The 22,073-nt window shown below is 67.4% G+C and carries 22 protein-coding genes and 1 tRNA gene; 9 read left to right on the top strand and 14 right to left on the bottom strand.

Annotated features, from left to right (window positions below):
• Positions 1–233: 233 nt before the first annotated feature.
• From MRBLWO12_RS05095 to MRBLWO12_RS05080, 4 genes are all read left to right on the top strand, one after another.
• Positions 234–791, top strand: a complete 558-nt coding sequence (locus MRBLWO12_RS05095; protein ID WP_363553320.1) for an RNA polymerase sigma factor — start codon at positions 234–236, stop codon at positions 789–791.
• Positions 788–1,894 carry a DUF4349 domain-containing protein gene (locus MRBLWO12_RS05090; protein ID WP_363553318.1) on the top strand — a complete coding sequence of 369 codons (1,107 nt, stop codon included), beginning with the start codon at positions 788–790 and terminating at the stop codon, positions 1,892–1,894. The genes MRBLWO12_RS05095 and MRBLWO12_RS05090 overlap by 4 nt, the downstream gene beginning before the upstream one ends.
• 134 nt (positions 1,895–2,028) lie before the next feature.
• Complete coding sequence (locus tag MRBLWO12_RS05085; RefSeq protein WP_363553316.1) at positions 2,029–2,577, top strand: ArsR/SmtB family transcription factor; 549 nt, start codon at positions 2,029–2,031, stop codon at positions 2,575–2,577.
• Positions 2,577–3,815, top strand: coding sequence for an MFS transporter (locus tag MRBLWO12_RS05080; RefSeq protein WP_363553314.1), 1,239 nt, complete (start codon positions 2,577–2,579; stop codon positions 3,813–3,815). The genes MRBLWO12_RS05085 and MRBLWO12_RS05080 overlap by 1 nt, the downstream gene beginning before the upstream one ends.
• A gap of 50 nt (positions 3,816–3,865) precedes the next feature.
• On the opposite strand, the gene MRBLWO12_RS05075 is transcribed toward MRBLWO12_RS05080, so the two are convergent.
• Positions 3,866–3,938, bottom strand: a tRNA-Glu gene (locus MRBLWO12_RS05075).
• A gap of 151 nt (positions 3,939–4,089) precedes the next feature.
• Between MRBLWO12_RS05075 and MRBLWO12_RS05070 the strand changes: the two genes are divergently transcribed.
• Together MRBLWO12_RS05070 and MRBLWO12_RS05065 are read left to right on the top strand one after the other, a co-directional pair.
• A complete protein-coding gene (locus tag MRBLWO12_RS05070) occupies positions 4,090–4,728 on the top strand; it encodes an MBL fold metallo-hydrolase (RefSeq protein WP_363553312.1) in 639 nt (212 codons plus the stop codon).
• Positions 4,729–4,730: 2 nt separating this feature from the next.
• Positions 4,731–5,612, top strand: coding sequence for an aminoglycoside phosphotransferase family protein (locus tag MRBLWO12_RS05065; RefSeq protein ID WP_363553310.1), 882 nt, complete (start codon positions 4,731–4,733; stop codon positions 5,610–5,612).
• Here the strand turns inward: MRBLWO12_RS05065 and pepN are convergent.
• Positions 5,561–8,089, bottom strand: a complete 2,529-nt coding sequence (gene pepN, locus MRBLWO12_RS05060) for an aminopeptidase N (protein WP_363553308.1) — start codon at positions 8,087–8,089, stop codon at positions 5,561–5,563. The genes MRBLWO12_RS05065 and pepN overlap by 52 nt on opposite strands.
• 114 nt (positions 8,090–8,203) lie before the next feature.
• On the opposite strand from pepN, the gene MRBLWO12_RS05055 reads away from it, so the two are divergent.
• A complete protein-coding gene (locus MRBLWO12_RS05055; RefSeq protein ID WP_363553306.1) occupies positions 8,204–8,635 on the top strand; it encodes a MarR family winged helix-turn-helix transcriptional regulator in 432 nt (143 codons plus the stop codon).
• Positions 8,636–8,695: 60 nt separating this feature from the next.
• Positions 8,696–9,553, top strand: coding sequence for a 3-hydroxyacyl-CoA dehydrogenase (locus MRBLWO12_RS05050; RefSeq protein ID WP_363553304.1), 858 nt, complete (start codon positions 8,696–8,698; stop codon positions 9,551–9,553).
• Between the two features lie 58 nt (positions 9,554–9,611).
• Here the strand turns inward: MRBLWO12_RS05050 and MRBLWO12_RS05045 are convergent, their stop codons facing one another.
• The 3 genes from MRBLWO12_RS05045 to MRBLWO12_RS05035 form a co-directional block, all read right to left on the bottom strand.
• On the bottom strand, positions 9,612–10,592 hold the full coding sequence (locus MRBLWO12_RS05045) for a DNA topoisomerase IB (protein WP_363553302.1): 981 nt from the start codon (positions 10,590–10,592) through the stop codon (positions 9,612–9,614).
• A gap of 116 nt (positions 10,593–10,708) precedes the next feature.
• On the bottom strand, positions 10,709–11,206 hold the full coding sequence (locus tag MRBLWO12_RS05040; RefSeq protein ID WP_363553300.1) for a hypothetical protein: 498 nt from the start codon (positions 11,204–11,206) through the stop codon (positions 10,709–10,711).
• A gap of 146 nt (positions 11,207–11,352) precedes the next feature.
• Complete coding sequence (locus MRBLWO12_RS05035; protein WP_363553298.1) at positions 11,353–11,928, bottom strand: VanZ family protein; 576 nt, start codon at positions 11,926–11,928, stop codon at positions 11,353–11,355.
• Between the two features lie 162 nt (positions 11,929–12,090).
• Here MRBLWO12_RS05035 and MRBLWO12_RS05030 point away from each other — a divergent pair, with 162 nt between their 5' ends.
• Positions 12,091–12,903, top strand: a complete 813-nt coding sequence (locus tag MRBLWO12_RS05030) for a hypothetical protein (RefSeq protein WP_363553296.1) — start codon at positions 12,091–12,093, stop codon at positions 12,901–12,903.
• An 18-nt stretch (positions 12,904–12,921) separates the two neighbouring features.
• Here MRBLWO12_RS05030 and MRBLWO12_RS05025 read toward each other — a convergent pair whose 3' ends face one another.
• From MRBLWO12_RS05025 to MRBLWO12_RS04985, 9 genes are all read right to left on the bottom strand, one after another.
• Entirely contained in the window at positions 12,922–14,595 is a 1,674-nt protein-coding gene (locus MRBLWO12_RS05025) for an MFS transporter (RefSeq protein ID WP_363553294.1), read from the bottom strand.
• Positions 14,592–15,608, bottom strand: coding sequence for a glutaminase A (gene glsA / locus MRBLWO12_RS05020; RefSeq protein WP_363553292.1), 1,017 nt, complete (start codon positions 15,606–15,608; stop codon positions 14,592–14,594). The genes MRBLWO12_RS05025 and glsA overlap by 4 nt, the downstream gene beginning before the upstream one ends.
• A gap of 213 nt (positions 15,609–15,821) precedes the next feature.
• Positions 15,822–15,986 carry a hypothetical protein gene (locus MRBLWO12_RS05015; protein ID WP_363553290.1) on the bottom strand — a complete coding sequence of 55 codons (165 nt, stop codon included), beginning with the start codon at positions 15,984–15,986 and terminating at the stop codon, positions 15,822–15,824.
• Positions 15,987–16,013: 27 nt separating this feature from the next.
• A complete protein-coding gene (locus tag MRBLWO12_RS05010; RefSeq protein WP_363553288.1) occupies positions 16,014–16,775 on the bottom strand; it encodes an ADP-ribosyltransferase in 762 nt (253 codons plus the stop codon).
• Positions 16,776–16,810: 35 nt separating this feature from the next.
• The gene (locus MRBLWO12_RS05005) at positions 16,811–17,071 is read right to left on the bottom strand and encodes a hypothetical protein (RefSeq protein ID WP_363553286.1); all 261 of its coding nucleotides are present in this window, start codon (positions 17,069–17,071) and stop codon (positions 16,811–16,813) included.
• Positions 17,072–17,086: 15 nt separating this feature from the next.
• The gene (locus tag MRBLWO12_RS05000; RefSeq protein ID WP_363553284.1) at positions 17,087–17,683 is read right to left on the bottom strand and encodes a hypothetical protein; all 597 of its coding nucleotides are present in this window, start codon (positions 17,681–17,683) and stop codon (positions 17,087–17,089) included.
• A 2-nt stretch (positions 17,684–17,685) separates the two neighbouring features.
• Positions 17,686–20,439 (bottom strand): FtsK/SpoIIIE domain-containing protein, encoded by a 2,754-nt coding sequence (locus MRBLWO12_RS04995; RefSeq protein WP_363553282.1) that lies wholly within the window; start codon positions 20,437–20,439, stop codon positions 17,686–17,688.
• The gene (locus MRBLWO12_RS04990) at positions 20,432–20,917 is read right to left on the bottom strand and encodes a nucleotide exchange factor GrpE (protein WP_363553280.1); all 486 of its coding nucleotides are present in this window, start codon (positions 20,915–20,917) and stop codon (positions 20,432–20,434) included. The genes MRBLWO12_RS04995 and MRBLWO12_RS04990 overlap by 8 nt, the downstream gene beginning before the upstream one ends.
• Positions 20,918–20,930: 13 nt before the next feature.
• The gene (locus MRBLWO12_RS04985; RefSeq protein ID WP_363553278.1) at positions 20,931–22,058 is read right to left on the bottom strand and encodes a J domain-containing protein; all 1,128 of its coding nucleotides are present in this window, start codon (positions 22,056–22,058) and stop codon (positions 20,931–20,933) included.
• Positions 22,059–22,073: the final 15 nt, after the last annotated feature.

Genomic DNA, 22,073 nt, shown 5'->3' with positions numbered 1-22,073 from the left:
GATCACCGAGAGTCTCTCCCCCGCACAGAGTGCGTCGCGCGCCCGGAGCAGCGGATCTGGTGCTCGTGATGACGTTACGCGCGGATACGGGATACTCCCCCTCGCGAAGCCCATGCTAGCGGAGCGGAGCGGGGTGCAGGACCGTTCGCACTCACGTGACTTCGCCGGTCGATTCTGAGACGATGGCGATTCTGTCGACACTTCTCTGGTGAGAGACACCGAACGGAATCAGGATGCCCGTGCAGACGAGTGATCAGAAGTGGGCGGCGCAGGCCGCGGCAGGCGACGAGAGCGCCTTCCGCGAGCTGTATCGGGCCCATGTCCGGCCGGTCTACTGGATCGCCAACGGCATCCTCGCATCGTCCGCCGATGCCGAGGACATCACCCAGGAGACATTCGTGGTCGCCTGGAGGAAACTGCCGACCCTGGAGCTGCACGGGGAGTCGATCCTGCCGTGGCTGGCGACGATCTGCCGCTTCCAAGCGGCGAATCGGCTGCGGCAACGGCGACGCGATCAGGCCCATACCGCTGAGGTTCTGGACGAGAACGTCCCGGACACTGTCAGCGTGGAGGAGCAGGTCATCACGGCCGCGCTCGCTGCACGGATCGCTGCGGAGGTCGGAACCCTGAACGATCTCGACCGCGAGATCTTCCGTCTGTGCGCATCGGAGGGCTACGCCTATCAGGCTGCCGCCGATGAGCTGGGAGTGAGCCACGCCGTGGTCCGGAACCGTCTCTCCCGAGTGCGCACCCAATTGCGTGGCGCCGTCAAGGAAGTGAGAGACGCATGAACGACCAGACTTCGATCGACGACCTGCCGGAACTTTCGGACGACGCGATCGCCCGCATGGAGAACTCCGTGTTCGCGCAGATCGCCGAGGAGAGGTCGCCCTCCACCCCGACAGCCGTGCGATCCCGGGTTCGCCGGCGCCGGTGGTTGACCGGTGCCGGCATCGCTGCCGCATTCGCCCTCGGAGTACTCGTGACTCCGCCCATCCTGGGTGCCGTCGGCTCAGGAACCGTGATGAGCACGGCCGACGGCACCGACATGTCGGGCGGATCCGTCGCGGATTCGATTGCGGGCTCCCCCGAGCGCAGCGCAGAGATGGCACCGGGAGATGTGTCGAGTGACGCGCCGTCGACGCTGATGGGCACTGACACCGGGGATGCGGACAGGGACATCGTCACCACGGCGAACGTCACACTTCAGGTGAAGGACATCCCGGCAGCCGCTGCGGCCGTGACCGCACTCGCGGAGGAGCACGGCGGCTATGTGGAGAGCACACAGGTCGGTAAGGCGCTCGCGACCGACGACACCTCCGCGCCTGCTCCCCCCGATCAGGGGTACGGCTGGATCAGCGTGCGCGTGCCTTCTGCCGACCTCACCGACGTGATCGGCGAACTCGGCGATTCCGGCGAGGTGATCGCGTCGTCCATCTCGAAGCAGGATGTGACCGCGACAGCGATCGATCTGCGGGCCCGTGTGGAAGCGACCAAGGCATCCGTCGCGCGGTTGAGCGAACTGATGGCGCAGTCCGGGAGCGTCTCCGAGCTCATCGAGGCCGAGGTCGCCCTGACCGATCGTCAGGCTCAGCTCGAATCGTGGGAGCAGCAGCTCGCCGCGGTCGAGGACCAGGTCGCGATGTCGACCGTGCAGGTCGAGCTGACGCGTGCCGCGGCACCGACGAGCGCCGACCCCGCCGGCTTCGCCGACGGCCTGCTGGCCGGATGGAACGGACTGGTCGTCTCGTTGAATGCCCTCGTGATCGCGGTCGGGTTCATCCTCCCCTGGCTCGGCATCGCGGCCGTCGTCGTGCTCATCGTCTGGCTCATCCGTCGCGCACGTCGGGCACGACGCGACGAGGCGGTCAGCGCCGAGAACACTGCGGACTGACGACGTCTCGAAAGCCGCCCCGGAACATGCGTCCGGGGCGGCTTTCGCTCTGTCCACGATCACGCATATCCCGTCTTTCCGGGGTATACAAGAAATCTTGTGGGTCCGCCGAAGCGGGCATAGCGTGGCGTCCCGTGGAAGACATCTCCGTGATCACCGCCGTGCACCACCCGCTGCGCCGCCGCATCTTCGACTTTCTGCTCCTCTACGGGACGTCGCAGGTCACGACGATCGCGCGCTCCCTCGACGCTCAGGTGGGCAGCATCAGCCACCACCTGCGGATGCTCGAACGCGCCGGTGTCGTCGAACGCGCCGAAGACCCCCGCGGAGATCGCCGCACCAGCTGGTGGCGCCTCGCGCGTCGCGGCATGACCTGGTCGGCCGAGGACTTCGCCGACTCCCCCGCGGAAGCTCTTCTCGCCCGCGAGGCCGAGCGGCAGGGCATCCGGATGCAGATCGAGCGGCTGCAACGCTGGCGACGTCGTCGCGGCGATCCGAACTACGCCGAGTACGACGCCTTCAACACCGAGACGACGGCCTGGGCGTCGGCGGATGAGATCAGAGACCTGTCAGAGCGTCTGCGTCGGACGCTGAGCGAATGGCAGGAGTCGATCGACACAGCGGACGGGCAGCAACGGGTGCCGGTGTTCTTCTTCTCACACGCGTTCCCGACGGAACCGTGATGAGTGTCGCGGAGCCCGTCCTGCTGCGGGAGCCGCCGCCTTTCCCGCGCGATCGGCGTGTGCAGGTCTGGATCGGGATCAAGGCGCTGTCCGATGCCGGGGACGCGCTGTGGATGATCGCGCTGGCCTGGACCGCCGTGCAGATCGCCTCGCCCGCCCTGGCCGGGCTCGTCGTCGCAGCCGGCACTGTTCCCCGCGCCGCGGTGCTGCTGTTCGGCGGCATCCTCGCGGACAGAGCGGATGCTCGCCGCGTCATGCTGCTGTTCAACGCACTGCGGGTGGGGGTGCTGATCGCCGTGGCCGTCTGGGTGGTCGGGGCGTCGCCCACCCTCCCCGTGCTGTTGTTCGCCGCGATCGCCTTCGGGATCTGCGATGCCTTCTACGAGCCCTCCGCCGGCACCATCGCGAGACAGCTCATCCGCGCGTCGGATCTGCCCGCCTATGCCGCTATCGCGCAGACAGCCTCCCGACTGGGGACGATGGGCGGTGCTGCCATCGGCGGCGTGGTGGTCGCGCATGCCGGACTCGCCGGCAGCGCGTCGGCCAATGCGCTCACCTTCGTCGCGGTCGTCGCGTTCATCGCGATCGGTCTGCGGCCGCGCTTCGCACTGCCCCGCGCCGAGAAGGAGTCGCCGTTGCGCGGGATCGCCCGAGGATTCGCGCATCTGAGAGCGGCTCCGACGACACGCACGCTCGTGATCGCCCTGTCCGGCCTGAATCTCGCGGTCGGACCTGCGGTTGGCATAGGGCTGGCGCTGCGGGCGCACGACCAGGGGTGGGGCGCCCAGGCGGTCGGCCTGTTCGAGGCGCTCCTCGGAGTCGGCGCGGCGCTCGGAGCCGCCTCTGTCGCACGATGGCGTCCGCGACGGGAAGCCTATGCCGGATTCTGGGCGCTCGTGGTGCAGGGATGCGGCATCGCCGCGCTCGGCGTCGGACCTTCCTGGACGGTGGCGACGGCATCGTTCGTGATCGGAGCAACCGCGGGATATGCGTCCGTGCTGCTGAGCTCGACGTTCGCCGCGACGATCGACACCGCCTACCTCGGCCGCATGGGGGCGATCACACGCCTGGGTGATGACTGTCTGATGCCTCTCGCTATGGTCGCGTTCGGTGCACTCGCCTCGGCGACGGCGCTGTGGGTGCCGTTCACGGTGTTCGGGGCAGCCATGGCCGCGCTGATGATCGTTCCGCTGCAGAACAGGACGTTCCGCGAACTCTCGCTCCGCCCCGTGAACTGAGCCGGATACGACGAAAGCCCCCGGAGAACCGAGGGCTTTCGCCTGTTGTGTGACCCCAGCGGGATTCGAACCCGCGTTACCGCCGTGAGAGGGCAGCGTACTAGGCCGCTATACGATGGGGCCGTCTGGCGGAACGTTTCCGTCCCGCGACAACCGTTCAAGTATGCCACGACGATTCTTGCTGCGCCAAATCGAGCCGGGGGTGCCGCACCCCCGGGCGTGGCGAACCCTGATTCGGTTTGCCCGCAGACCTCAGAAGGAGTTGACTCGTCCCATGCGCGTGACCAAGTACGAACATGCCACCCTCCGCATCGATCAGAGCGATCAGACTCTGGTGATCGATCCCGGTTCCTTCACCACACCGCTCGACGACCTCAACGGCCTGGTCGGCATCGTGCTCACGCACGAGCACCCCGACCACTGGACGCCGGAGCACCTCGATCGTCTCCTGCGCGCCGCACCCGGCACTCCGATCTTCGCGCCTGCCGGTGTGGCAGCAGCCGCAGACGGATACGACATCACGGTCGTGTCCCCCGGCGACACCGTCGCTGTGGGCGACTTCGCGCTGCGCTTCTTCGGCGGCACGCACGCGGTCATCCACTCCTCGATCCCCACGATCGACAACGTCGGAGTGCTGGTGAACGAGGAGCTCTACTACCCGGGCGACTCCTACGCGGTTCCAGAGGGCATCGAGGTCGACACTCTGGCGGCCCCGCTCGGCGCCCCCTGGCTGAAGATCGGCGAGGCGATGGACTACGTGCTGGCCGTGAAGCCACGGCGCGCTTTCGGCACCCACGACATGACGCTCTCGGTCGCGGGCAAGACGATGCACCGGGCGCGGCTGCAGTGGGCGACGGAGCAGGGCGGCGGCGAGTTCTTCGTCCTCGAGCCCGGCGAGTCGCTCGATCTCTGAGCATGGCCGACTCCCCCGCCGCCGAACACGCACTCGATGACCGGGGATTGCGCGATCTGCTCCGTGATGCGGCGCCGCGCATCGCCGCGCTGCCCCTGACACGTCTGGCCGACGGCTGGGACAACACGATCTGGCGCCTCGGCGAGGAGTTCGCCGTGAGGGTGCCGCGACGCGCAGTAGCCGCACCGCTGATCGTGAACGAGCAGCGTGCGCTTCCCGAGATCGCGCCTCGGCTCGCGTCTGTCGGTATCCGTGTCCCCGTGCCTATCGTCTGCGGAGTGCCGACAGCTCGCTTCCCCTGGGCCTGGTCTGTGATCCCCTGGATCGAGGGCGGAAGCGCGCTCACCACGCCGCGGCGGCAGAACGCGTCGTGGGCGCCCGTTCTCGCAGCAGCCCTGTCGGCACTGCACTCCCCTGCTCCCGCCTATGCGCCGCACAACCCGGTCCGCGGCGTGCCGTTGCAGCACAGGGACGCGGCGATGCGTTCGCGCCTGTCCGCCTCGGCCGAGGCGGCTCCGCTTCGAGACGCATGGGAACTCGGTTTGCTCGCCCCGCCGAGCACGGAGCGGGTATGGGTCCACGGCGACCTGCACCCAGGGAACATCCTCATCGAAGGCACGCGGCTGGTGGCGCTTATCGACTTCGGCGATGTCACCGCCGGAGATCCTGCATACGACCTGGCCGCCAGTTGGTTGCTGTTCGACGCACCAGGGCGATCCGCATTCCGGGCCGCGACGGCGGATCGCTACGACGAGCTGACCTGGACTCGTGCGCGCGCCTGGGCGGCCTACATCTCGCTCATGCTGCTCACGCAGAGCGATGACCGCGCCGACTATCGCGCGGTGGGGCTCCGCACGGCCGAGGAACTGCGCGCCGCGGACTGACGCTGAGCAGCCCGCACCCGCAGCTCCCGTGCGAGATGATCCCGCTGCTCGATCACGATGCGCCGGAGCGCTGCCGGCGCCGCCGTATTCGCGGCGAGCCAGGTGTCGACGAGGGTCAGCGAGTCCGTCGCGGGGAACAGCCCGATCACCAGGCGACGCGCGAGTTCGATGCTGCGCGAGCTCCACGCCGCGCCGATGCGCTCGAAGTACGTCGTGTCGAACCCCTCGATCAGATCGCGCCGGCCACCGGCGCGGAACCCCGCGATCTCCGCATCCAGATGGTCGTTGCTGAGCATCAGGTCATCCCAGGCGGCGTCCCAGGCCGCACGTCGCACGTCCGGATCCGGTCGTGACGCACGCGCCCGACGGGCCGCCGTGCGCCCGCTCCCGGTATCGTCACCCGCGGCTTCCGCCTCGATGTCGTCGCCCGTCGCATGCCCGGTCGTGACGAGTGCGGTCAGTATCTGCCACCGCAGGTCAGGATCGACCGTGAGCCCCTCAGGTGCCGCACCGTCGAGCATGCCGCGGAGGTCTGCACTGTGCAGGTCGTCATAGGCCGACGCGCCGGCGACGGCGCGCGCCCAGCTCAGCTGGGCGTCGCTGCCGGCATCAGCCCTCTGCAGCGCCGCCCATGTCGTCTCGGTCCATGCACGCTGTTCCTGCCCGCGTCGCTCGTCGACGACGAAGTGGCGCACTGCGTAGGCCGCATTGGCGATGACTCCGGAGAGCAACCCGATGTTCGCCTCGGCAGGTGCGTGTGCGCGCGCGATGGCGAGATAGCGGGATGCATCGAGTTCGCCGTCGCGCGTCGCGTTCCACAGCGACGACCAGAGCAACGCCCGCGCCAGCGGATCCTCGACAGCAGACAGCGATTCCTCGACGGTCTGCAGAGACCGCTCATCAAGACGTGCCTTCGCGTACGTCAGATCGTCGTCGTTCAGGATCACGAGCTCGGCGAACGGCAGGTCGATGGCGGTGCGAGGCGCGGTGATGTCGAGCGACATCTGCTCCTGACGAACGATCCGGTCTCCCTCGTGCCCGTAGAGCCCGATGCGCAGTCGATGCGGACGGGGATCCGTCTGCACCAGCTCGACCCCATCGGTTCCCTCCTCCAGCGCGAGCGTGGACATGCCGGAGGTCTCGAGCCATGCCCGCGACCAGTCGCTCATGTCCCGACCCGATACCGCGCTCAGCTGTTCCAGCAGGTCGTCGAGTGTGGTGTTGCCGAACGCGTGGGCGGCGAAGTATCGACGCGCACCTTCGAAGAACGCCTCTTCACCGACGAAGGCGACCAACTGCTTGAGCACCGCCGCACCCTTGGCATACGTGATCCCGTCGAAGTTGAGCTTCGCCGCCTCGAGGTCGGGGATGTCGGCGACGATCGGGTGAGTCGTGGGCAGCTGGTCCTGCTGGTACGCCCACGCCTTGCGGCTGGCGGCGAACTTCACCCACGCGTCGGTGAAGCGGGTCGCAGCTGCCGATGCGTGGGCGCCCATGTAGTCGGCGAACGACTCCTTGAGCCAGAGATCGTCCCACCACCGCATGGTGACGAGGTCGCCGAACCACATGTGCGCCATCTCGTGGAGGATCGTGTTCGCGCGCGCGGCACGCTGGGCATCGGTCGCCGCCCCTCGCGACAGATACGCCTCCGTGAAGGTCACCAGGCCCGGATTCTCCATCGCGCCGAGATTGTACTCAGGCACGAAGATCTGGTCGTACTTGCCCCAGGGGTACGGATAGGCGAACGCGTCGGTGAAGAAGTCGAGACCCTGACGGGTGACCTCGAGTATCTCCTCGGATTCCATGTGCGGCGCGAGCGAGCGGCGCGCGAACACACCGAGAGCGATCCGCTGATCGTCGCGCGACCATTCGCCCTCGACGCGCACGTAGGGTCCGGCAGCCACCGCGGTGATGTAGCTCGAGATCGGCAGCGTGGGGGCGAACTCGACACGCTGTCGCGCACCATCCACGTGTGCGCCGGTGACGACCTGATTCGACAGCACCTCCCAGCCGGACGGCGCGTGCACCACGAACGTGTACGGCGCCTTGATGTCGGGCTGCTCGAAGCACGCCATCACGCGGCGCGAATCCGCGGGCTCGTACTGGGTGTAGAGGTAGGTCTCCCCGTCTGCCGGATCGACGAAGCGGTGGAGGCCTTCGCCGGATCTGCTGTACGCGCCGACGGCCTCCACCACGACGACGTTGCGCGCGCCAAGACCTGCGAGGGCGATCCGCGCGCCGTCGTGACGCGGCTCCTGGACCACACCGTTGAGCGTCACGCGACCCACGGACTCCCCGATGAAATCGAGCCAGGTCTCCGCCACCGTCGCATCGAAGTCGATCGTCGTCACCGTCGGAAAACCGGTGGTGCCCGGATCTGGGGCATTCGTCAGATCGAGTTCGACGCGGATGCTGTGCACGGCGACGGCAGCGGATCGCGCCGCCGTCTCCTCGCGGGTGAGATTGGCGGTGTCCATGCATCCATCCTGTCATCCGACTCATCCGACTCATCCTGACCCGGATCCCTCTTCTGTTGTGGAATGCAACATAGAAGCGTAACGTTGCATAAGACAACAGGAGGCGCGATGGATATGGCAGATCAACGAGACCGGCACAGCGCGACGGTGCTCCGCTCGCTCGTCGCGATCTCGCGCCGCGGCCTGGCAGACGCCCGGTTCGATGAGACCCCCCTCTCGGTCACCGACCAGTCCATCGTGATGGCCATCGCCGAACAGCCCGGCATCCGCTCCATCGACATCGCGCGCATGTTCCGACTGAACCGCTCAACCGTGTCGCGCCAACTCGCCGCACTGACCTCGCTCGGGATCGTCCGCGAAGCACCCAGTGACTCAGGACGCGGACGCCCGCTCGAGCTCACACCCGCAGGCACAGCGGCCTATCGCGGCACCCTCGACACCCTGCAGAAGATCATCGACGCGCACCTCGCCCCGTGGACCGACGACGAGGTCGCCCGGTTCGCCCACGACCTCGAGCGCTTCGACCACAGCGCCGACCTGCCCTGACCGGGCGCCTCGGCACACTCGCGGAAACCGACCCACAAGGTCACCACAGAAGGAAGAGAAATGAAGAACATCACCGTCCTCGGTACCGGCGTCCTCGGATCGCAGATCGCGTTCCAGACCGCGTTCCACGGCTTCGACGTCGTCGCATACGACATCGACCAGCCCGCACTCGATCGCGCATCCGAGCGCTTCCAGGGCCTCGCCGCCCGCTACGAGGCCGATGACGTCGACGGCGCCGCAGACGGAGGCGCCGCGGCCGCGATCCAGCGCATCCGTCTGAGCGCCGACCTCGCCGACGCCGTCTCCTCCGCAGACCTCGTGATCGAAGCCGTCCCGGAGAACCTCGAACTGAAGCAGAGCATCTACCGCACGATCGCAGACGCAGCCCCCGCAGCGACCGTGTTCGCAACGAACTCCTCCACACTGCTCCCGAGCGCTCTGGCCGAATCGACCGGACGGCCCGACCGATTCCTCGCACTGCACTTCGCGAACGAGATCTGGTCGCACAACACCGCCGAGGTCATGGGCACGCCCGCGACCGACCCCGCCGTCTACGAGCAGGTCGTCGAGTTCGCGCGCCAGATCGGAATGGTCCCGATCGAGATCAAGAAGGAGAAGGCGGGATACCTGCTCAACTCGCTGCTGGTCCCGTTCCTGCAAGCAGCCGGCGAGCTCCTGGTCGACGGCATCGCCGAACCCGAGGCCATCGACGCCACGTGGCGCATCGGCACCGGGGCGCCGGCCGGCCCGTTCGAGATCTACGACATCGTCGGGCTCACGACCGCCTACAACATCTCCCGGATGGGCGACGCGAAGCAGCAGGCCTTCGCCGATCTCATCAAGGAGCGCTACATCGACCAGGGCAAGCTCGGCGTCGCGACCGGCGAGGGCTTCTACACGTACCCGCGCAGCAACTGAGCGACGCGTCGAAGCGGTCGCTCACCGGACGGTGGCGGCCGCTTCGTCGTCTCCCGTCTCAGCGACGCCGACGGGGCTTCTCGGCGAGCAGCCGGCGGATCGCGGTCTCGGGCGCGACAGACAGATCGAGCGTCGTTCCGCGAGTGTAGAGACGGAAGACCCGCGGATCGATGTAGCTGCCGCGCGCGACAGCCGTCGTGTTGCCCAGTGCGGTGGCCGTGGCCTGCACCGCGAGTCGCTCAGCCTTCTTGCGCTCAGCCGTCGTATCGAGCACCCCGATCCGTGCGAGCGCGTCGGCCGCGAGAATCGTGCCGTGCAAGGTGCGGAAGTCCTTCGCCGAGAAGACCCCGCCGGTCACACGACGCAGGTAGTCGTTCACCTCAGCGGGCGTGATGCGCACTCTTCGCCGCCCTTTGCGGTAGGCGAGAAGGAAGGCACGATCGGGCCCGGCGGAGAGCTCGGTGAGCACCTCGGCGAGCGGCGCATCGGAGATCTCGATCGACGCCGTCTGCCCGCTCTTCGCCGGGAACGACAGGGCGACGGTCGACGCGGTGATCTTCACGTCGCGTCGACGGAGCGTGGTCAATCCGCGGCTCCCGTGCTTCACGAGATAGCGGTCCGACCCGACCCGCAAGGCAGCGTCATCCAGCAGACGGAACGCGGTAGCGAGCACGCGCTCGCGGGACAAACTCTCGTCGGCGAGAGCCCGGGTGACGCGCGCCCGCGCTCGCGGCAGCCGCTCCGCCAGATCGAGTGCACGGCGGAACTTGCTCCGATCACGACGCACGCGCCAGAGCGGGTGGTAGAGGTACTGTCGGCGCCCCGCCTCGTCAGTGCCGACGACCTGGATGTGGGCGAGCGGATCAGCGGCGATCCAGACGCCTTCCCAGGCGGGCGGGATGACGAGGTCGTGGATGCGTTCCCGGTCCGGTTCCGGTGCGGGGTTACCGTCCTGGTCGACGTAGCGGAAGCCCGAACCGGAGCGACGACGACGGTATCCGAGGTCTTCGCCCGGCACGACCCGCACGAGCGAGGTCATGTTCTCGTCCCGACGGTCTGTGGTAACGAGGAAGAGGGCGGAGCGACGATCATCACCCCAGGATGCGACGCCATGGTCCGGCCGAAAAGGGGCTGGCTCCAGGCAGGAGGATGGTGCTAGGCGTGTGCGTCGATCGCCGGATCGCGGAACATCGCGCGCATGTGGTCGCTGGTGAGGAAGTCCGCGATACCGATCATGATGAGGCTGAACACGATCTGCTCGGTGACCATCCATAGCGGATACAGCCCGGGGATGGCCGCCATGACGAGCGTGATCACGGGGAAGATCTGTGCGAACAGACGGAGGCGCAGGTAGGCCCACCGCCATCCACGAGCGGCACGCCAGGCGAAGTAGAACAGGGTCGCCGTCATCCCCAGCACCACGATCGTGCGCATCCACACCGCGAGGGGAACCGGCTCGCCCTCCGCGGCCAGCACGAGTGCGACGACGACGGCGCCGACGCCGATCAGCAGTTCGACGACGAGCAGCCAGATGATCCACGTGAACGCCCGGCGGGTGCGCGGGTGGGTGCGATTGGCATCGCTGATCTCGACGCCGGCCTGCCTCCCTCCGGCGATGCGGTCGAGACGGAGCAGAAGTGGTTCGAGGGACATGTACGGAGCCTATTCCTGGTGCGGCTGTGGATCCTCACCCATTCGATGGAGATGCCGACCCGCAGGTGGACGAGGGCGAAGTTCAGCGACGAGTGCCTCGGGAGGGCGGTCGCGATTGCCGGGATCTCCCCGCACGTCAGCGGAGATCAGGCTGGCTGACTGATCGCGCGCTCGCGCGCTGGCCACCGGAACTGTTGGACGAATCCGGCGAACTTTTTCGAGCGCGTCATGAGGAGGAACAGGCCGTAGCCGATGAGCCCGCCGAGGATGTTCGTCAGCCAGTCGTTGATGTCCGCGAGGTGTCCGCTGAGGGCGAGCCGCGAGGTGGCCATCTGCGTCAGCTCGATGGCGAGGCTGGCGCTGGCGACGATCACCAGAACCTTCCACCAGCGCGGCCGCGCGATGAGCAGCGGGACGAGCATCCCGAGCGGGATGAACACCGCGATGTTGATGAGAGCGTCCTCGAGGCCGTAGTCGGCGAACGGCACGAGGTAGAGCGGGAACGGGCGCGGCCCGTCGTAGAACCCTGTCCCGACGCGGAGGAAGATCGGGAAGACCGTGTTGGCGAGCACCCCACCCGCATAGACCGCGAGCACCGCGGCGACGCTCGTCCGGGCAAGCGTGACGCGCCCGCGGGAGCGGAGAACCCAGAGGAGCACGAGGAAGATCACGACTCCGAAGGGGATCACGATCGGGAGCATGGGGACTTCGACGAACTTCATTCACTACTTCCGGAGACTGCACGGTGCGGTGCAGCAGCACCGCACCGATCGTACCGGGATCGCGAACCGCCGGTTCTGTTCGCCCGGCGGTCCGACGTGAAACCGCACCGGCGCGCGCATCCGGATTGAGGGGACCCCTGCGGTTCTGAAAGGATCACGAGCATGAGCCTGTCTTTCGAAGAGTTCCGCGAGCGCCTGTCGACACCGGGCGGCGCGGCATCGCTCGGTCTCACGTTGACCGATGCTGAAGGAGTGCAGGTGCATGCCGACGAGTCGGCATCCCGCAGCTGGTACGACTACTGGGTTGCCCTCGTCGTTCCGGCCGCACCGGGCGCGGCGACTCAGGGAGCGACCACTCCCGCAGTGTCCGAAGCTCTCCCCGCGGGCGCCGGCGGCCACGATCTCACCGCGCTGCGAGCAGCCCCCGGAGCCCACTCCGTCGGCTCCCCCGCGGCGGCACTCGTCACGGACGCCTCTGCTCGCACGAGCAGGACCGGGCTGTGGGTGCTGCTGTCGGTCCTCGGTGCTCTCGTGCTCATCGCCGTGATCGTTCTCGTCGTCGCCCTCACCACCGCCCGTCACTGGACGAAGGTGGACGTGCCGGAACAGCCCGAGACGTTCCACAGCGAAGAGTACGAGACCGGACGATTCGACGTCGCCATGGATGACGTCAACCCCTGCTTCGTCGACCAGGCGTGGTCGGACTGCATCAACGCCATGGCCGCCGAGTACGACGCGGTGTGCGCCGGTGTCGAGCTGACGGAGTCGGCGACGGCCATCTGCGCCGAGTTCACCAGCGCCATCGAGGACATGCGATCTCAGGGCACCGACGGCGTGGTCGCGAGTCTGGGCAGCTTCGGGAACCTGGAACGCACCCCCGAGACCGCCACCAGGGAGGTCTCGAACGAGGACTACCGACCCGCCGAGACGCATGAGGCGGTCTGCTACCTCGGTTTCCTCGGAGAGTGCCGGTAGCGCCCATTCACTCGAGCATCAGGCCTCTGCGCCCTCGGGCGCCGGCGTGCGACCCGTCGCGACCGATGTCGGCACCTCGCCGGGTCGGTAGCGCGGCAGGCGGCTCGCCGGAACGATCGCCAGTGCGCTCACGCCGGCGAGGATCAACAGGCCGATCTTGAGAGCACTCAACCGTGCCTCCTCGTTGACGGCCACCGCGGCCTCGACCTGAGCGGGAGTGGCATCGGTCTGCTCGAGCACCTCTTTCAGGCGGTCGTTGCTGACGAAGTTCGTCCGGTCGAGGTCGACCTGGGCCACCAGTTGCGGCGGAAGCTCGGGGTGCTCGACGAGAGAGCCCGCCACATTGACGCTGAGGATGCCGACCAGCAGCGCCCCGGCGACCGCAGTGCCCACCGCGGAGGCGAGGTTCTGCGTGGTGCCGCGGACCGAGCCGACATCTCCCGCGAGCGTCTTGGGGGACGCCGTCACGAGCACGTTGAAGACCAGGGTGACGAGAGCGCCCTGCCCCACACCGAACACGAACAGTCCCAGGATGGTCGGGAAGGTCTCCCAGTTGTTGTTCACGACGACGGCGAGCCACACCAGGGCCACCGTGGTCAGGCTGAACGAGAACACGCCGATAGTGCGGGGAGAGAAGCGCCGATAGAACCGCACGACCAGCATCGCGGTGAAGAACACGGTCAGGTTGAACGGCAGCATCGCCAGCGAGGTGTCGAAGGGCGTGCGACCCTGGACGATCTGGATGTAGAGCGGGATGCTGAAGTTCAGCGCCGCCTCCAGCCCGACCACGATGAACATCGCGTAGACGGCGGCACGCTCGCGGGACGAGCCGAACACCGACAGGCTCACGAGCGGGACCTTGCCGGCCTTCGTGCGCCGGCGTGTCCAGAGGAAGAAGAGCTGAACCAGCACCAGGCCGATCACCACGAGCACCGGCGCCGGTGACAGCCCGAGGAGGTCGAACGGGGCGTCCGCACCTGCCGTCAGCAGGCCCCACCGGTTCAGGTTGTTGACGCCCAACGTGAGGGATACGATTCCGGCGCCGATCAGGAGCGCCGCGACGACGTCGATCTTGATCTCCGGGTTCCCGGGCTCACCCCGCAGCCGGAAGCTGAGGATGAACACCGCGACCGCGAGCACCAGCACCACGATGAACACCTGCCGCCACCCGACCAGGGTCGCGAGGGTGCCGCCGATGAGGAAGGCGCTGACCCCGGCGAGGGCGCGAGCCGAGCCGAGCGAGCCGATCGCCGTCGCCTGCTGGGCCCCGCGATAGTTCTCGGCGATCAGGGCGACGAGCGAGGGGACGATGATCGCCGCGGATGCACCGGCGAGGGCCTGCGCGAGGATCACGAACTCGACCGACGGCGCCGCGATCATCAGGACCGCTGACACCGCGAAGACGGCCACGACGACCCGGAACACGATCACCCATCCGACGCGCTGGCCGATCTTCGCACCGACCATCACCAGCGCCGCGACGACGAGACCGTAGGTGACGATCGCCGTGCTGATGTCGGTCGGGGGCACACCGAACGTCTCGACCATGCCGCCCAGCGAGACCGGCAGTGCTGAGACGTTGTACGACATCAGGATCTGCGCGAGGAAGAGCCCGATCATCGGCACCCAGGATGCGCGGGCCTCCTCCGCGAGCGGAGTGGACTCGGGGACGGCGGACGATGCAGCGCTCATGCGTCTGCTCCTCTCGTGAAGTGCGAATCGGAGGCGAAGATGTTCAGCCCGAGGGAGCGCGCGAGGAAGGCCGTGGCGATCTGCCCGCGCACGCTGTTGCCGGCACTGTCGAGCGGAGGCGCGTAGGCACCGATGCCGACCTTGCCGGGAGCGACGGTGACCAGGCCGCCGGCGACGCCGGACTTCCCAGGGAGGCCGATCTCGAACAGCCACTCCCCCGAGCGCTCGTACAGTCCGCTGGCCGACAGCACCGCGAGTGTGTCGCGGCAGACGTCGGCCGAGACGACCCGCTCTCCCGTCACCGGGTTCACTCCGCCGTCCGCGAGAGTGGCCCCCATCACTGCCAGGTCTCTGGCATCGACGAGCAGCGAGCACTGGCGGGTATAGACGTCGACGACAGCGTCGGGGTCGGTGGTGATGCGCCCGTAGCTCTGCAGCAGGGTGGCGATCGCGCGGTTGCGATGGTTGGTCGCGGATTCGGATCGATACACCTCTTCATCGATCTGCAACTCGCGGCCAGCGAAGCGCGAGAGGCCCGCGCGGATCGCATCCCATTTGTCATCCGCGTCGCCCGGGAGGAGCGCCGTGGTGGCGATCGCGCCTGCGTTGACCATCGGGTTCATCGGGTGTCCGTCGTTGAGCTCGATCGCGACGACCGAGTTGAACGCGAGACCCGTGTTGTTGACCCCCACGATGTCGAACGCCTTCTCGTGGCCCACCTGCTCACTCAGCAGCGCATATACGAACGCCTTGGAGATCGACTGGATCGAGAAGGGGATGCGGGTGTCGCCGATCTCGTGCAGTCCCCCGCGCACATCCGTGACGCACACGCCGAACGCGGCGGGATCAGCGTCGGCCAGCAGCGGGATGTAGTCCGCGACCGCGCCTTCCTCATGACGATGTGCGCGCGCGTAGGCGGCGGCGAGCACCTCATCGAGCCGGGCATCCGGCGGCACGGCTCCGGTCGCCACCGCTTGGCCGATATCCGCGACATCCAATTCGTTCGCCCGCATGATGCTCAGCGTAGAGCCTGGAGGCCGGGGTATCGTCGAGCACGCCCACGTGACGAAGCCTCGCGTCTGCGATCACTTCGGCGATAGGGCGGGCGTGCTCTCGTGCACCCGGATCGAGACACTCGATCTGCATGTGGCTGCCGACACCGACGCTCTGACGGAGCACGTTGCCCGTCCGCGAATCCGCTCGGTCCGAGCAGTCCGGGAGCCTGCCTACGGTGCGCCTGCGGAGCCGTCGTCGATCACGACCTCGGCGATCGCGCCGGAGAACTTCTCGCTGTCGAGCAGGATGCGCTCGCCCGGAGGGACGTCCGCGACCGCCTGGAGGAACGCGCGCGCCGCAGCTTCAGCAGCAGCGATAGCCTCAGGTGAGGGCATGGCTCGTGAGGAAGCGTCTGACATCCTTCACACCTCCATCATGATGATCACTTGTTTCCCGACGTGTGGATCGTAGAAATTGCTCGTGACGTAGAAGTCGGTGCCCTTGTCGAACAGCACTTCAGACTCCGGGTGCGGCGAGAACGCCGCGACGTCTTTGCCATGCTTGGAGAACACCAGGAACAGCGCGTTGCCCGGGAACGCCGATGCCGGATCAGATGTCGTGCTCGTGAACCCGTCCTCGTGGTGGAGCTGCCCTGGTGCATAGCCGGCGATCTGCTCCGGCGTGAGCTGCGTTCCACGAAACGCGGGTCCCGGGCGATCCGGAAGCTTCGCCAAGGCCGCCGAGACCGCCGCCGCGCGCGTGTCGGCATCGCTTGTCATAGCCGTCTTCCCTCGGAGAGCGTCGTTCATAGCACGATACCCCTGACCGGTGTAGTCGCCGAGTGCGGCGGCGTCTGCGGCTGTGAGAACGACATCGGCTGCGGTCTCGGGCTGCCCTGGCGGCGTTGCGGCACCGCCGCCCGGTGCGTGGCGCGCCTGAAACCGGCGACCAGCGCTCGCCACCTGTTGGAGCAGTTGCGCGGCCTGCACCACTGCGTGCTGGGCAGCCTGCAGCGCGACGGCGGCGCCGACTCCGTCGGCCCGTGCGGACTGTCGTGCGGCCGCGGCTGCGCTCGCCGCGGCCATCCCCAGACGCCGCGCGTGGGCGACGAGCTCGGACGAGTGGCGCTCCGCATCTGTGTCGATCTTCTCGAGCGTGCGCAGAAGGTCTTGGAGATCGCTCATCGAACCACGACGGATTCAGTGCGTGACGTGCGCGCTCAGAGCGACGCTGCGAACTTGCTTGCCGACTGCGAGGCCTGCTGCAACGCCGTGATGGCGGCATCGAGTTGCTTCTCCGCTGCCTGCAACGTCTGGATCATCTCCTTGTCAGTGCCTGAGGCCGTCCCGCCGATCGTGGCCTGCACCTGGTTGATCGCCTGCGAGAACTTCGACTTGAACCCGGCGAGCCCTGCCGCCGTGGATTTGGCGTCCGATGAGATGCTGGTGAGCTGCTGCTTGACGGAGCTGAGTTGAGACATGGGGTTCTCCCTTGGTTATTCGTTGAGGGTGATGACGACGATGACCACGATGATGATGAGTGCGACGGCGGCCGTGGTGACCCCCACGCTCCAGAGGCGTCGACGGCGTACTCCGGCACGGCCAGCGAGCCGCGCTTCTTCCACAGCCCTCTCCCGCTCGGCGCGGATCCTGTCCTGTCGGACGCGGAGTGCGTCCGCGGTCTTTCGCGCGTCCGCGGCACGGCGGACAGCGTCCTCGCTCTCGCGCTGGGACGCGGCCAGGGCGACGCGAATCTGAACATCGACGGCCGATACCGCTTCCGCGTGTGCCTCCATCGCCTGTTTCAGAGCATCCTCATCACCAGGGACACGCGCATCCGGGCGGACGTGGGGAGGGAGAAGGACCTCGTGCGCTGTGAGCGTCGCGACGACCGCCTCGTAGCGCCCCTGCACGCTGTTGCGGAGGTTCGCGAGACGCGTCAGTTGCCGTTGGAACGCGTCGTCTGCGGCCGCGCGCTGGGCTTCGTGCTGGTGCTGGGCGGATGAGAGTCCGTGAGCAACCCTGGTGGGCACCGCCAGCAGCGCTGCCAAGGAATCCTCGTACTGCGCATAAGACTCGGCGGGGCTGAGCACTCTCAGACCTCCCAATCGGTCTGCGACAGCACCGACGCGACGCGGGCGGTCAGCGGCGAGAAGGGGATGATCGTCGTGGGTTCCGCAAGTTGCGTGCGATCGGACAGCAGACCGCGGTTGTTCCGTACCGACCAGGAGACGAAGGGAGACGACAGCAGATCCTGAGTACTGCTCTGGTCGAGCCTGAGCACGAGCATCGCGTCGATGAATCCTTCGCCGCCGAATCCGATGTGCGAACGGAACGTCGCCGCATTGGCCCACCATCCGAGCAGATGCACGTGCTTCACCGGCCCCGCGCGAAGCACCTGCTGGAGGTCCTCTGCGGGACGGTGGGCGAAGACGTCCGGAGCATCGAGCATCGTGGCCCGATCGAGGCCGAAGCCCAGCAGGTACCTCGGGGGTGCGTCTGGATCGCGACCTTCGAGGTCTGATGCGCTCTCCTGCAGGTAGTCGGCGATCACGTCGCGACCTACGCGTTCGACCGTGTAGCCGAGGGCCGCCATGAGGTCGAGCCAGTTCTGGTGGTTGTTCCGTTGCAATGCCGTTTCATCGATCATCTCGAAACTCACGAACTCGGCGTCTCCGGCGGGATGTTGCAGGGCGAGTGAGACCGCGGCCAGCTGGAGCACGCCGATCGCATTGTTCTCCGGGTCCGCAGCAGCCGACGACTGCGGGTTCTCCCCCGCGCCGACGATGGCGAGGTTCCTGCCAGGCTCAGCCGCGAGCGGGATCGCCAGCGGCCGACCCGACACGTCGATGGGATAGCCGAGCAGCGCGACGGGGGTCGATGACTCGGACGCGGCAGACGCGCGGATGTTTCGAAGCCACTCGATGGACTCCTGACCTCTGATGCGCCGGTTTCCGTCGAAAACGAGCGGCGCGTCCACGCGCGACCGCGCCGACTCCCACCATCGACGGCGAAGTCGTGCCAGTTCGTCGTCATCGACGGCGGCGATGAGTACCTGACGGTTGGAGTCGATGTGTCCGTAGTCGAGATTCAGCACGGCTTCCCCCCGCACCCGCAGCCGCGCGGCCGCATCATTGCCGGGGCCGAGGGTCGCGAAGGATTCCTGCGCCGCATTCTTCAGAGCGAGGCGAATGGGGAATTGCGCAAAGATGCCGCCCTCACGGCTGAGGAGTGCAGAGATTCCTGAGATCGTCTGGGAAGCGAGAATCAGGTGCACGCCATAAGAGCGGCCTCGTCGCGCGATCGCCTCGAGAAGCTGCGCGGCGGCCTCTGCGAGCTGGTCGTTGGGATCGAACAACATGTGGAACTCGTCGATCACGACGACGATGCGCGGCATGATCGCAGCGGGGACGGCGCTGCGGTAGCGGCTGATGCTGTCACCGTGCGGTCGGAAGAGTTGCGCGCGGCGGGAGAATTCGGCCTCGATGTGCCGAAGTACCGCGAGGCCGAAGTCGCGATCGCTCTCCAGACCGAGAACTCGCGCGTGCGGCAGGAAGTCCGGGGACTCCGGCCGCGGCGCCAGCGGGTAGAGCGTGACCCCCTCTTTGAAATCGAGCAGATGAAGCTCCAGCTCCTCCGGCGGATATCGCTGCGCCAGACTGTGCACGATGACCTTGAGCAGGTTCGACTTGCCCTGGCCGATCGCCCCCGTGATGAGAATGTTGTGGCGCTGATCGCGTTCGTCGCCGAGGGTGACCTCGGCGACAGCAGACCCCGACAGGCCGACGGCGAACTGCAGGCGGTCGGCGCTGGAGGCCTCCCACCCGGTCGAGAGGGGCTGCACCCGCTCGAACGGGATCCGGGGAGCCGAGGCAGCGCTGGCCCGCTCCGCGAGCTCGTCGACCGCTCGGGCGACGCTCGCGGCGTCGTGCCCGCCGAGTGTGATCTCGAACGTCGGATGCGCGGCCCAGCACAGTGTCTCCTGCTCCGCTCGGATGACCGCCCCGAGGCTGCGCACGTCCTCCGACTTCCACCAGGAAGGTGCCCCCGCCCCGCCCGGCGGCACCACGAAGACGAATGCCAGCCCGACATCCGGACCCGCCTTCGCAAGAGAGAGCACCTGGCGGTGCAGAGGCTCATCGATCTCGGCGGGGTAATCGAGCAGCACGACGAGCCGGAACCGCTCGACCGGATGCCCGGCCGCACGTCGGAAGTCGATGAGCGTCTGGCCGGAACCACGCAGCGTGTCGTTGACGCGCTGGACGTCAGACACGAGCCGCTGTACGACCCGGTCGAGCTCCGCCGCGCGGTTCAGTACCTGGAGGGCGTCATCCGATGCCGAGCGAAGCCTGCTGAAGGGCGATAGCGCGGAGGTCAGCTTCGGGTCGTACCCGATCACGTCGAGCTGACCAGGGGCCGTGCCGCTGAGCGCCTGCCACACGATCCGCTCCACCAGCGGTTTCGCCAGCATCGTGTCCGCCTCGATCACGATGTTCCCGTGCCCGAGGAGGGGCACGACGAACGGCGCTTCGACGTCCTCGTTCACCCCCAGCGGACGCCCCGGCGTGGACAGCCGACCGAGCATCACATTCTCGGCCACGGCCAGCGGCCCGGAGGCTCCTGCAGTCAGCATCGCGGCGGCATCCCTGGCCCGCAGGCTGTGCTCTGTCACAGCCTGTGCTGCCTGGTTCCGTACGATCGCGCGTTGCCGGTCCAGAGCGGCCTGCGCGGCCAGGCGGCCGCTGTCCCTCCTGGAAGTGGCATCCGTCTTCGCCGCCTCCAATGCGCCCAGCACACGACCGTGGGCGCGGCGCAGCCGCTCCGCCGCAGCCTTCAGAGGGTCACTCATCACGGCTCACGGCGATGACCACCCGGGAGGGGCGGAGAAGACGATCGCCGAGCAGGTAGCCCTTCCGCCGCACGGCGGCGATCGCGTGCGGCTCCAGGTCGCCTGCGGCCGTCACCGTGTCGACGACCTCGTGGAGCCGGGGGTCGAAGAATCCCTCGTCATCGATTTCGACGAGACGGCGACGCCGGAAGACCTCCAAGAGCTCGTCGACCACCGACGCGACGAGTTCAGGAGTCGAGGGTTCGCCCTGCAACCGATCGATCGCGAGCAGGGATTCGCTGAGAAGACTCTCGAGGTCGCGATGCCTGAGCAGATCGTTGGACACGCGCACCTGCTCCTGCACGGTCTCGATCAGCGCGTTCTTGCTGCGATCATCGAGCAGCCGCCGCTTGAAGAGGTCGGCCAACTGAGAGACCTCCGCCTGGAGCGCGGAGAGAGCATCGCTGTTCACGGCGACAATGGGATCCTCGGTGGTCATTGCTGAGACCTCTCTACTGAAGGCCGGTCGTACGGACGAAGGCAGGCGCCTGCTTGCGATTCCACTGCCAGCCGGTCATCCGGTGCATACGGACGAACAGGACCACCCACAGCACCATGAGGCCGAGGAAGATGACGCCCAGAAGAGCGCCTGCTCCGCCCGAGGCGAAGGCGATGATCATGGCGATGAACGTGACGACCTCCCCGGCTACGAGACCGGGGAAACCGCCGAACGACTGGAACTTCACGGTCTCGGCCTGCTCGACCAGCACCCGCACCTCGTCGACGTCGTTGTGGAAGCTCCGATCGTCGACCCCGAGGCGATCGATCTCTGCGAGCTTCTCTCTCGACATGCGCAGCTGCGCCTCAGACAGGATGTTCTGCGAGGCATCGGGGAATGTCGACCACCCGTCCGTCGCAAGCTCCAACAGCGCGATCCCGTGGTAGTAGCGCACGAGCTGGTCGTCCGGGACCTGTTCGTGGGCCGCCTTGAGAAGCGCGGCACCGCTGTCGAGCTGCTCGAGTGCGAGGTAGGACAGTCCGGCACCGGCCTTGTAGTAGGGGTTGTCGGGCGCGAGGCTGCTGGCCCGCTGATACTCGCCGAGGGCGTCATTCCATGCTTCGCTTTTGAGGAGCAGGTCGCCGAGCTCCGCGTGGTACGTCGCTTCGTTCGGGTTCAGCCTGATCGCCTCGTGCAACTCGAACGCGGCGTCCTGCGCCTGGTCGAGCAGGGCCGATGACACTCCGCGGAAGTACCAAGCCTCGGCGTTCTCGGACTGTTGCGCCGTCGCCTCGCGCGCGGCATAGTTCGCCTGCGCAGCGTTCCCCTGTGCGAGGTACTCCATCGTGATCTTCATCCAGTCGCGCCCTTGTGCCGCCCCCGCGACCGGCACCTGAACAGGAACGTCGACCTGCGCGGCGAGCTGCCTGTCGTAATCGGCCCGTCGCGCTGGGTTGTTCAGGATCGCCTCGGAATCCGAGATGTCCTTCATCATCTTCTCGGCGAGCTGACGTGTCTCCAGTTTCGGATTGCTCGTCTTGGGCTGCCAGAAGCGGCGCTTCTCACTGATCGCACTGTTGATCTCGTCCGAGGTCGCGCGTGGCTCGATCTCGAGAATGTTGTAGTAATTCGTGAAAGTCATTTCCTGCACTCCGGA

The sequence above is a fragment of the Microbacterium sp. LWO12-1.2 genome, assembly GCF_040675875.1.
In the GTDB taxonomy this organism is placed as follows: domain Bacteria; phylum Actinomycetota; class Actinomycetes; order Actinomycetales; family Microbacteriaceae; genus Microbacterium.
The sequence above is the reverse complement of the archived record's forward strand: the minus strand, read 5'-3'. Positions and strand labels throughout refer to the sequence as shown.